Origin of the sequence: Modestobacter caceresii, assembly GCF_000761485.1 — a bacterium.
Lineage (GTDB): Bacteria > Actinomycetota > Actinomycetes > Mycobacteriales > Geodermatophilaceae > Modestobacter > Modestobacter caceresii.
The window spans coordinates 41,068-51,432 of sequence record NZ_JPMX01000040.1 but is presented as its reverse complement, the minus strand read 5'-3'; the positions used below and the strand labels follow the sequence as shown (position 1 = coordinate 51,432).

The window sequence follows — 10,365 nt, the reverse complement described above, 5'->3', positions numbered from 1 at the left end:
CCCGGCCGCAGCCGGCTGAGGCAACGGCAGGCCGAAGCCCATCATCTGAGAGAGAACGACGTGACCACCCTGCGAGAGGGCACCGCCCTCCACACACCCCCCGCCGGACTTCCCGGCAGCGACGAACGGCGCCCCGGCGTCGCACGGACCGCACTGACCCTCGGGGCCTTCGTCGCGGTCGGTCCACTGACCATCGACATGTACCTGCCGGCGCTGCCGACCATCGCCGCAGATCTCGGCACCACCGCGTCCGCGGTCCAGCTGACGCTGACCGGGACGCTCATCGGCCTGGCTCTCGGCCAACTCGTGCTCGGTCCGCTGTCCGACGCCATCGGACGTCGCCGGCCGTTGCTGGCCGGCACCGCGCTCCACGTGGTCGCCTCACTGCTGATCCTCATTGCGCCGAACATCGCCGTTCTCGGAGCTCTGCGCGTGCTGCAGGGCGTGGGGGCGGCAGCTGGCGCGGTCATCGCCCTGGCTGTCGTCCGTGACCTCTTCGACGGACGTGCGGCCGCGACGATGTTGTCCCGCCTCTTCCTTGTGATCGGCGCAGCGCCCGTGCTGGCGCCCACCATCGGTGGCGAGGTCCTCCGTTTCACGACCTGGCGGGGGCTCTTCGTCGTCCTCGCGGTGTACGGGCTCCTGTTGGTCATCGGCGGCTGGTTCGCGCTGCGCGAGACCCTGCCACCCGAGCGCCGGCGCCGCAGCGGGGTGGCCACCACCATGCGGACCTACGGGTCCCTGTTCCGCGACCGGACCTATGTCGGGCTGGTGTTCGTCGCCGGCTTGACCATGGCAGCGTTGTTCAGCTACATCGCGGGGTCGTCGTTCGTCTACCAGGGGCAGTACGGCCTCGACGAGCAGGAGTTCGGCCTGTTCTTCGGCGTGGGCGCCGTCTGGCTGATCGCGGCCACCCAGCTCAATCCGGTGCTGCTGCGCCGCTGGGCGCCGGGGGAGATCCTGGTCGCCGGGACCGCGGCTGCCGCGCTGGCCGGCGTCGTCCTGCTGGCGCTGGCCGCTACGGGAACCGGGGGACTGCTCGGAGTCGCCCTGCCCCTCTGGGCAGTGCTCTTCGCCGCCGGGCTCGCCATGCCGAACGCTCCCGCGCTCGCGCTGTCCCGGCACGGCGACGCCGCCGGCGCAGCGGCGGCACTGTTGGGTGCTGTGCAGTTCGGCGTCGGAGCGGTGGTCTCACCCGTGGTCGGGCTGCTCGGGAACGACGCCGTTGCCATGGGGACGGTCGTCGTGGCGGGCCTGACCTCGGCGCTCGTCGTCCTCGCACTCGTCGTCCGCCCCTGGCGGCTCGCCGCACCCGAGGGCGCAGGGGCCGTCGCGCCTCACTGAGAATCGCAGGCCAGGCGGCGCGATCGGGCGGCAGCGCAGTACGGACCTGTCGAGCCCGTCCGCAGCACCAGGCAGCACACCGCATCAAGACCAGGAGGAGCAGACAGATGACCGATCAACCCAGCTCCGTGCTCGTCGTCGGAGCGACCGGCAGCATCGGCCGCCGCGTCGTCGCCGCCGCACTACTGCACGGACTCGACGTCCGCGCGCTGGTCCGGGATCCGGCCCGGGCGGAGCGGGTGCTGCCCGGCGCCGACCTGGTCTGGGGTGATCTCGAGGAGACCACGGGCCTGGCCACCGCCGTGCGTGGCGTCGACGCGATCGTCTTCACCCACGGCGGGAACGGCAGTCCCGACCAGGCTCGGCGGATCGACTACGGCGGCGTGGCCAACGTCCTGGCTGCGCTCGACGGCCGTACGCCCCGGGTTGCGCTGATGACGTCCATCGGCGTCAGCCGCCGCGGCGCGTACAGCGGGAGCACCGGCCAGCTGCTGGACTGGAAGCGTCGGTCGGAGCGGCTCGTGCGAGCCAGCGGCGCCCCGTACACGATCGTCCGTCCCGGCTGGTTCGACAACGTCGGCCCCCGCGACGAGCGCCTGGTCCTCGAGCAGACCGACACTGGCAACGGGGGCATCGGCCGGGACCAGCTGGCCGCGGTGCTCGTCCGCAGCCTGCTCACCGACTCAGCGGTCGACAAGACCTTTGAGCTGTTCGCCGAGCCCGGGGCCGCACCGGCTGACTGGGAGGAGCTGTTCGCGCCGCTCACGCCCGACGGCGGCGGTGAACTGAACGCCGCGGGCGATCCGGACAGCCTGCCGCCCTTGGAGGAGGAGCCCGACGCCGTCCGCGAGGACATCACTCGCCTGACCAAGCGGTGATCTCCGGAGACAACCCGGCCCCCTGAGTATGATCCACAGCAGGGTTGTAGGCGGCTGTGCGGCTGATCAGCCGGTGTCCGTCGCGCGCGGTGTGGCTGCGGCGATGGTCGTAGGTGTGTCGCCAGCGAGCCGGGCAAGGCGGCGCAGTCGGCTGAGCTGGTGATTGGCCGCACGTGAGCCCACTCGTCGGCCAGGGGCGCGGGCCGGCGACGCCTGGTGGTGCGGCCCCAAGGACGCCGCACGCGAGCCCATGCCGGTGTGCCACACGTGCTGGTGCGCATCGGATCACGATCGAGGCACGGGTAGTGGGACATGGCGGGGCCCGCGTCCCCAGAACGCTCCGTCCACCGTCGTTGCGGCGGCGCAGCTCGTCCAGCGGACCCGGTTCGCCGCTCGACCGGCGCCCGGACATCACCGCGTGCAGCCCCCGCCGGCGACGCCCCGTTCGTTCTCCGACCCAGAGGCAGTCCAGCGCGCGCGGGGAGGGCTGGGCCTGCGGTGCACTTCCCCTCACCGGCTGATCCAGGACGGGCTTCAAGTGCCTTCTGGGAGCTCGGCGAGGACGGCGGCACCGGCGTCGTCCAGTGCGCGGACGGCGCTACCCCAGGAGGTGGAGGCGGGGAACTCACCGAGCAGGACGACGACGCGTCCGTCGGTGAGGACGCCGGCCGAGTGCAGCTGCCGGACGCCGTCGACGCAGCACATCCACCCCTGCTTGGCCGCCATCCCGCCGTGCACCGGGGCGAGCAGTCCGAACCACTGGTCGAAACCGTCCGCCGCGATGGCGGAGGTCGACCGCATCCAGCCGAGCAGGGTCTCGACATCGTCGTCGTCCAGGATGTCGCCGAGCGCAGACAGCACGGTGGCCACGTCCGCGGCGGTCGTCACCGCCTGTCCCCACTGACCGGGCACCGCTGGAAGGCGCGTTCCGGTGAGCCCGACAGCCGTCGCCACGTGCCTCACCAGCTGGGCGCCGTCGTACCGGTCCCACAACCTGCTCATGGCGCCGTCGTCGGACTGGACGACGGCACGCTGGACCAGGTCGAGATCCTCGCCGCTGAGCGCGAGTGACCCCGCTGCATCGAGGGCGAGCAACCGGGCGACGACCAGGATCTTGACCAGCGAGGCCGTGTACGTCGGCGCGCCGGCATCCGGACCGGTGATCAACGGCCGACCGTCCGGGTCCAGGACGACGACCCGGATCGACCCCTGGGCGGCTGCGGCGGCTGCCCGGACGTTTGCCAGAACCGCTGCCGGGTCGATGGAGGGCGTCGCGGTCGCCAGCGCGGCGGTGCTCGGCGGTGCGCTGATGGTCGGCGGCGACGACGCGACCGATCTCCCCGCGACGGCCTCCACCCCGGTGATGCAGCAGCCGACGATCGCGACGGTCGCGACGCCGACGGTCAGCAGCCCCAGGAGTGCGGCCAGCCACCCGCGGTGGCGGAGCAGGTGCAGGTGCATGGGAGGCCTGCTCTCGTGTGGATCGGCACTCCGGGCCGCGTTGTCGGGGTCGCGTGGGTGCGCAGTGGGTGTCCGTCACGCCGGAACGGCGTTCGCCCTCCGGCGGAGCAGCAGCCAGGTGGCCGCGACGACGAGCGGGATGCCGGCGGCCGCGACCGAGCAGCGCAGGAGTGGGAGCGCAGCACCGGCCACGGCTCCTGCTCCGACGAGTCCCCAGGACCACAGAAGTGCCGCGGGGATCGTCCCTCTCAGCATCACGCGCAGCGGGACCCCGGCCTGCGCGGCGACTCGCGGCGCCAGGGTCCGCGCCCCCGCGACGAACTGCGACATCGCGGCGACCCGCACCGGTCGGCGTCCGATGGCGCCGGACCAGGCCAGAGCTGAGCGGTCGACCGTCTCCCGGGCGCGCTCGGGGAGCAGCCGACCGAGCCGTCCGTCTGTCGGGAGGGACGAGCCGGAGTCGGCGCGCGCCGCGGTGCGGTGGCCGAGCGCCGCGCCCAGGACGGTCGCGCCGGCCACGGCCAGGGCGACGACGGGCACGGGGACCAATCCCAAGCCTGCTAGGACGCCCATACCGAGGACCAAGGACGCCGCCGGCAGGAGCATGCCGATCAGCAGCCCCGACTCGGCCACCAGCACGAGAGCGACGACCGCGGGCAGCGCATGAGCGGGAACCGCATCGAACCAGCCGGTCACCTGAGCCCTCGACGTCTCCGCCGCCCGGCCGTGAACACGGCTCTCACGCGCTGGCCTGAGACAGCGAGGGGTTGTCGATGACGAACCGGAAGCCGGCATCCCGCGTGGCGATGTCGATGCGGACGTCCTCCGGGCCGACCGGCTGCCGGTCGAACTCGAACGGCGCCAGCGGCGAGGCGGCAGCGTGGGCGGCCTCGCCCATGGTGGGCGGCATGGCGTTCTCCTCGGGGCTCGAGCGACCGAAGGGGGGTGACGTCCAGGCAACCGGCGACGTGGACCCGGTGGCAGTCCCTGTCGTTCCAGGTACCAGCGGGGCCACCCACGGAGGTTTGGCGCCATGTCGCGGCGGCTATGGCGTGGCGCTGCGCGCCTCTCCCGCCCGCCGGCCGACGGCGAGACCGCATCCTCGGCCATCGGTGGCCTGTTCTTCCAGGTAAAGACAGTGCCCCCCAGGACCCGCACCCTGCCGCGATCCGACACCTAGCTTCGGAAGGGATGAATGATCACGTCGCTTCCACGGCCGGCGGTATGGCGAAGCTCGGGGCTGCCGTGGTGGCCGCCGGGGCGCTCCTCGCCGGGATGATGCTCCCGTTCGTCGCCGGCACCGGGCTGCTCGCCCGGGACTCGGCTTCTCTGCTCGACGCGCTGCCGGTCGAACTGACCGACCAGACGCTCAACGGCAACACCACGGTGCTCGCCGCCGACGGGTCGGTGATCACGCAGTTCTACGCCAACAACCGCACCCCGGTCACCGGCGAGCAGATCCCGCCGGTCATGCGCGAGGCGCTGATCTCGATCGAGGACAGTCGCTTCTACGAACACGGCGGCGTGGACGTGCAGGGGACGCTTCGCGCGCTGGGCCGGAACCTGGCCGCCGGTGCCGTGGAGGAAGGCGGGTCGACGCTCACCCAGCAGCTGGTGAAGCAGACCTTGCTCCAGACCGCGGAGACCCCCGAGCAGCGTGCGGAGGCCACGGAGGAATCGATCGACCGCAAGCTGGTCGAGGCGCGGCTGGCTCTCGCCCTGGAGGAGAGGTACTCCAAGGAGGAGATCCTCACCCGCTACCTGAACATCGCGTACTTCGGTTCCGGTGCCTACGGCGTGCAGGCTGCAGCCCAGCGGTACTTCTCGGTCGACTCGGCTGATCTCAACCTGGCCCAGGCCTCCGTGCTGGCCGGGTTGATGCAGAGCCCGGCGATCGACAGCCCCCTGGTCAACCCGGAGAACGCCCAGAGCCGGCGTGACCTGGTGCTCGCGCGGATGCACGAGCTCGGCTACATCACCGACGCCGAACTCGCCGACACCACCTCGCAGCCGGTGGTCGTCACCGCGCAGCCGAACCCGCCCAACGGGTGCATCGACGCCGCGGTGGGTGGCTTCTTCTGCGCGTACCTGCAGTCGTACCTGGTGGACACGCTCGGGATGAGCCAGGAGCAGCTCGAGAACGGCGGCTACACGATCGAGACCACGCTCCGGACGGACGTCCAACGCTCGGGGGACCAGGCAGTGCGCGCTGCAGTGCCGATGGGCAACTCGCTGGCTGGGATGTTCACCGCCGTGCAGCCCGGGACCGGGCACGTCCTGGCGATGAGCGTGAACCGGAACTACGGCTGCAACTCGGCTGCCGACATCTCCTGCGAGTCCGTGGTGCTCAACACCGCGGCCAGCCAGGGATCGGGCTCCACCTACAAGGTGTTCACCGCCGCGGCGGCGTTGGAGCAGGGGTACTCGCCGTCCTACACGATGACCACCGGCGATACCTACGTCTCCCGCGTCTACCGCGACGGCCGCGACCCGTACGACGTCAGCAACTCCGGCGGGCAACCGACGACGCTGGACTTGGAGGGCGCGCTGATCCGTTCCTCGAACACCTATTTCCTGGCGCTGGAAGACGCGCTGGGCAGCGTCGAGGGACCGGTGCGCATGGCCGAGCGGATGGGCATGAACTTCGACCAGGCGAACCAGACCCCGGCCCAACAGATCATCGACGAGAACCGTGGCTCGTACACCTTCGGTGCCGAAGCCACCAGTCCCCTGGACCTGGCCAGTGCCTACTCGACGCTCGCCGCCAACGGCACCCAATGCGACCCCATCCCGGTCACGGCGATCACCGACCCGAACGGTGCGCCGGCGACGCTCCCCGACGGGACCAGGATCGACACGTCGGACGACTGCGTGGACTCCGCCGTCCCGGCGCGCGTTGCGGACACGTTGAACCAGATCCTCCGCCGGGACGTCGAGCCGGAATACCCTGGGCAGACTGGTGCGGGAGCGTACGTGCCCGGTCACCAGATCGCCGGTAAGACCGGGACCAGCCAGGACAACTTCTCCGCCACGTTCGTGGGCTACACACCGGAGTACGCCGCCAGTGTGATGGTGCTCAACCCCAAGGAGAACGAGAACGTCGGCGGCTTCGGCGGCGGCCGACCGGCGACGATCTGGAACGACGCCATGACGCCGATCCTGAACTCCGCTCCTCCGGTCGCCTTCCGGTCACCGGATCCACGGGCGTAGCGAGGGCGCCCGCTCAGTCAGTTCCGGTCTCGGGCTGGTCGGCCGTCCGCACCAGGCGGAAGCCGATGCTGATACCTCGGTAGTCGGGCGCGCAGCCGCGTCGGAAGGCGCTGCGCCAGTCGTCCGCCGTGACGTGCCAGCTGCCGCCGCGCACCACGCGCTCGGTTCCCCGGTCGGGGCCGGTCGGGTCGACGGACGGGCTGACGGGGTAGTAGGCCGGGTCGAAGAAGTCCTGAACCCACTCCCACGCGTTCCCGTGCCCGTCGTACAACCCTCACGGATTCGGCAGCTTGCTCCCGACCGGATGGGTGCCGCCCGAGGAAAAGTCCTCGCCGTACCAGGCGTGACGGTCGAGATCACCCTGGTCGTCGCCGAAGGAGTCGGCGGTGGTTGTTCCCGCGCATGCGGCGTACTCCTACTCGGCGTCGGTGGGCAGGCGGTAGCGACTGCCGTCCTCCAGCGCGTTGAGGCGGTCGAAGAAGGTCTGCGCGTCGTCCTACGACACCGTCGCGGGGTGATCCGGCCGGTGATCCGTTCAGCCATGCCGGGCAGGTCGTAGTACGGGTTCGAGCGGTCGAGCGAGTAGGGGGTGGAGCCCATGACGGCTTTCCACTGCTGCTGCGTCACCTCGGAGCGGCCCAGGTGGGACGGTCTGCTGATGGTCACCTCGTGCTGCGGCTTCTCGGTGCCGTCGGCCCGAGTGGCGTCGTCCGTCGAGCCCATGAGGGAGCGTCCCGTCCGCACGGGCACGAACTACGTGCGGACCCTGTTGGTGAAGGGGTTGCCGGGCGCCGACCCTTCCACGGGCGACGAAGGCTGCGCCGGCTCAGCCCGGGCCGACGTCGGGGCCGCTGCCCCCGCCTGTGCGCGGGAGTCGCGGTCGCGGTCGACGAGGATGAGACCGCCGGTGGCCACGAGCACCAGCGCGAGGCCGGCGCCCCACAGTGCTCCGGCGCGCGTCGGAACGGCGGGGCGACGTTCCGGGTCGTCGGTCGTCATGCTCTCCTAGCGTCGTCGGACGGAGGCTCGGGCTCCTGCGCGTCGACCCGACCGGGGTCGGTGCGGACGGCAGGAGCCGGGGTGAGGACCAGCGAACGCGCCGTGGCGTTCGCGTGGCAGTACCTCCCGTCCCGGGGACAGCCAGTGCCTCCCTCAGGGACGACGGAGCCCGCGTGCGGCTACCGGCCCTGTCAACGCGTCGGTGTCCTGACCTGCTGGGCAGCACCGGCCTGGTCCTGTCGTCCGGCCGCGACTGGGCCTGGTCCGCTGCACCGCCCCCGCCGGCGGGCTGGGGAGGGACCACCTGCGCGTCGGGCTCTACGCCTCCGAGAGCATCGGATTCCGCCGTCATCCGATCTGACAACGCAACTTCCGCCTCAGACCAGGCTGACCACGACCACTATTCCAGCGCCCGGAGGACCGTCTCCAGGCGCCACGCGGTAGCTGTCCGCCCCGACGCTCCTATGCCGCGTCAAGGGCAGCGGGTGGGTTTTCGAGTCGTCGCTAGAGCTCTCGGGCGATGTAGCGCTTGAGGCAGCGTTTGATCTCGCGGTCGGTCTTGCCTTGGCTCGGCGGCGATCGGCGTAGGCGCGGGTGCGCTCGTCGCGTTGGAGCCGGGTGAGGGTCACGGTGTGCAAGGCGCGGTTGAGCTGGCGGTCGCCGGAGCGGTTGAGCCGGTAGCGCACCGTCTTGCCTGACGAGGCCGGGATGGGGGCGGTGCCGGCGAGCATCGCGAACGCCGCGTCGCTGCGGCAGCGCCCGGGGTGGGACCAGGCGGTGAGGACGGTGGCCGCGACGATCGGACGCAGCAGGTCCCGGTCCGGTGCGGAGATGGCAGGACTGTAATGAGACACGCCAGCAGCCACTGGCGGTCAAGCTCCTGATCAGGCCAACGTCTCCGGCCGGGCCGGTGCCGGCAGCAGCAGACGGACAAGTCAGGCGAAAGGCACGAAGCCAGTCAGACGAAGGGTCACGCCCGCTGCTGCCAGCCGTCAGCCCATCACCGATGAGCCGACCCGGCCAACCTCACAGTCAGCCGAGGTGGAGCACGACCTTGCCCTCGGCTTGACCGGAGGCGAGCCGCTCGAGGGCCGCATGGGCCTCGTCGAAGTCGTAGGAGCGGTCGATGATGGCGCGGATCCGCCCGTCGGTGACGGCGGGGAGGACCACCGGCGCCAGGGCGTCGAACAGGTCCCCCAGCACCGACGGTGGGGTCACACCGTAGGAGACGGAGCGCAGCCTGACATGGCGGCGGGCGAGAACGAACAGGTCGATGCTGGCTCGGGCGCCGCCGAGGCGCCCGACGCTGATCACCTCACCGCCATCGCACGCCGCTTCGAGGGCGTCGGCCAGGTGGTCCCCGCCGACGTGGTCGAGGACCACGTCGGCGCCGTCGCCGCCCGTGGCATCCCTCGTGCCGGCAGCCAGATCCTCGCGAGAGGTGACGACGATGGCGTCGGCGCCGACCCGCTCGAGGAGGGGGCGCTTGCCCGGCGAGCGGGTGGTGGCCACGACGGTCGCGGCTCCGAGGGCCTTGGCGACCTGCACCCCGATCAGGCCGAGGCCAGAGCTCGCGGCTGTGACCAGCACAGACGTCGCGGGTCCCACGGAGCCGAGTGTGAGAGCGCCGTGTTCGGTGGCCAACGCGGTGGGCAGAGTGGCCGCCTCGTCGAACGGAAGGGCTTCCGGCATGACGACGACGTGCCGGTGGTGAGCGACCACGACCTCTGCGAAGGCGCCGGCCGCGATGCCCATCACGCGGGCGCCGCGGAGGTGCGCGGGTGCGTCCGAGCCGACCTCCACCACCTCTCCGGCGAACTCGAAGCCTGCGATGTTCCCGTCGCCGGAGGCGGTGAGGTCGGCGTTGTTGAGCGATGCCGCACGAGTTCGGACCAGCACCTCGTCGGGGCCGGGTGCCGGGACTGGCCGGTTGGTCAGGATCAGGGGGGCGGCGTCAGTGCTCACGTAGGCACGCATGGTGCTGCTCACGTACTCCTCCATTGGAACGGGGATGGCGTGGTGGTGAAGGGCTGCTTGTAGGCGAGCGCCTGCCGATGCGCCGTGGCTCACAGGGGTCCAGCGCAACCCCGCGATGTCATCCGCAGACAGGACCCACGGATGACGCTAGTTCGTGATCGGTTCAGCGTCACAGACGGCATGGGGCAGCACGAGTCGAGGATGGTGACGGCCGGGTTCAGTGCCGGCCTGGTTCCGTCGCCCGCACGCCCGAGCGCGGTGACCTCACGATGGTGCTGTTGCTCGTCCGCTCCCGGGCTTCCTCGGGGTGAGGGAGCGGTGGCCTGCGGTGTCAGGGCCTGCGCTCGACCGATGGCGTCGGCCGTCGTCCCCAGGATCCGGCGGGGCGCTCCGCCGGCCACAGCGACCGACAGGGCTCCCACGTCGCCGAACGCCAGCACCGCCGCGACGCCAGCGTCTCGGGCCGACCGGGACGGACCGTGGGCCTCCGTCCCGG

Annotated in this window: 9 protein-coding genes and 2 pseudogenes; 3 read left to right on the top strand and 8 right to left on the bottom strand. The window is 71.5% G+C overall.

Translation table 11 applies throughout. From position 1 onward, the window contains the following. Window positions 1–60 precede the first annotated feature (60 nt). Together IN07_RS09935 and IN07_RS09930 are read left to right on the top strand one after the other, a co-directional pair. Window positions 61–1,344, top strand: coding sequence for a multidrug effflux MFS transporter (locus IN07_RS09935; protein ID WP_231558086.1), 1,284 nt, complete (start codon window positions 61–63; stop codon window positions 1,342–1,344). 107 nt (window positions 1,345–1,451) lie between these two features. Then, complete coding sequence (locus tag IN07_RS09930) at window positions 1,452–2,222, top strand: SDR family oxidoreductase (RefSeq protein WP_036335506.1); 771 nt, start codon at window positions 1,452–1,454, stop codon at window positions 2,220–2,222. Between the two features lie 534 nt (window positions 2,223–2,756). On the opposite strand, the gene IN07_RS09925 is transcribed toward IN07_RS09930, so the two are convergent. From IN07_RS09925 to IN07_RS25175, 3 genes are all read right to left on the bottom strand, one after another. Then, the gene (locus IN07_RS09925) at window positions 2,757–3,683 is read right to left on the bottom strand and encodes a serine hydrolase (RefSeq protein ID WP_052091097.1); all 927 of its coding nucleotides are present in this window, start codon (window positions 3,681–3,683) and stop codon (window positions 2,757–2,759) included. 75 nt (window positions 3,684–3,758) lie between these two features. After that, window positions 3,759–4,379 carry an SNARE-associated domain-containing protein gene (locus IN07_RS09920; protein ID WP_052091096.1) on the bottom strand — a complete coding sequence of 207 codons (621 nt, stop codon included), beginning with the start codon at window positions 4,377–4,379 and terminating at the stop codon, window positions 3,759–3,761. A gap of 43 nt (window positions 4,380–4,422) precedes the next feature. Beyond that, entirely contained in the window at window positions 4,423–4,593 is a 171-nt protein-coding gene (locus tag IN07_RS25175) for a hypothetical protein (protein ID WP_156119116.1), read from the bottom strand. Window positions 4,594–4,907: 314 nt separating this feature from the next. On the opposite strand from IN07_RS25175, the gene IN07_RS09915 reads away from it, so the two are divergent. Further along, window positions 4,908–6,893: a transglycosylase domain-containing protein gene (locus IN07_RS09915; protein WP_231558085.1), complete on the top strand. Its 1,986-nt coding sequence runs from the start codon at window positions 4,908–4,910 to the stop codon at window positions 6,891–6,893. Window positions 6,894–6,906: 13 nt separating this feature from the next. Here IN07_RS09915 and IN07_RS23930 read toward each other — a convergent pair whose 3' ends face one another. From IN07_RS23930 to IN07_RS09900, 5 genes and pseudogenes are all read right to left on the bottom strand, one after another. After that, a complete protein-coding gene (locus tag IN07_RS23930; protein ID WP_052091094.1) occupies window positions 6,907–7,164 on the bottom strand; it encodes a formylglycine-generating enzyme family protein in 258 nt (85 codons plus the stop codon). A 224-nt stretch (window positions 7,165–7,388) separates the two neighbouring features. Then, window positions 7,389–7,637: pseudogene (locus IN07_RS26950) on the bottom strand (SUMF1/EgtB/PvdO family nonheme iron enzyme); the annotation flags it as partial. A 9-nt stretch (window positions 7,638–7,646) separates the two neighbouring features. After that, window positions 7,647–7,892: a hypothetical protein gene (locus IN07_RS25165; protein WP_156119115.1), complete on the bottom strand. Its 246-nt coding sequence runs from the start codon at window positions 7,890–7,892 to the stop codon at window positions 7,647–7,649. Window positions 7,893–8,396: 504 nt separating this feature from the next. After that, window positions 8,397–8,695 (bottom strand): annotated as a pseudogene (locus IN07_RS24620) (transposase); the annotation flags it as partial. A 229-nt stretch (window positions 8,696–8,924) separates the two neighbouring features. Next, window positions 8,925–9,962 (bottom strand): quinone oxidoreductase family protein, encoded by a 1,038-nt coding sequence (locus tag IN07_RS09900; protein WP_156119114.1) that lies wholly within the window; start codon window positions 9,960–9,962, stop codon window positions 8,925–8,927. Between the last annotated feature and the right edge of the window lie 403 nt (window positions 9,963–10,365).

Coding starts and splice junctions, on each gene's coding strand:
- IN07_RS09915 (WP_231558085.1), top strand. CDS start 4,908: ATGGCGAAGCTCGGGGCTGCCGTGGTGGCCGCCGGGGCGCTCCTCGCC.
- IN07_RS25165 (WP_156119115.1), bottom strand. CDS start 7,892: ATGACGACCGACGACCCGGAACGTCGCCCCGCCGTTCCGACGCGCGCC.
- IN07_RS25175 (WP_156119116.1), bottom strand. CDS start 4,593: ATGCCGCCCACCATGGGCGAGGCCGCCCACGCTGCCGCCTCGCCGCTG.
- IN07_RS09930 (WP_036335506.1), top strand. CDS start 1,452: ATGACCGATCAACCCAGCTCCGTGCTCGTCGTCGGAGCGACCGGCAGC.
- IN07_RS09925 (WP_052091097.1), bottom strand. CDS start 3,683: ATGCACCTGCACCTGCTCCGCCACCGCGGGTGGCTGGCCGCACTCCTG.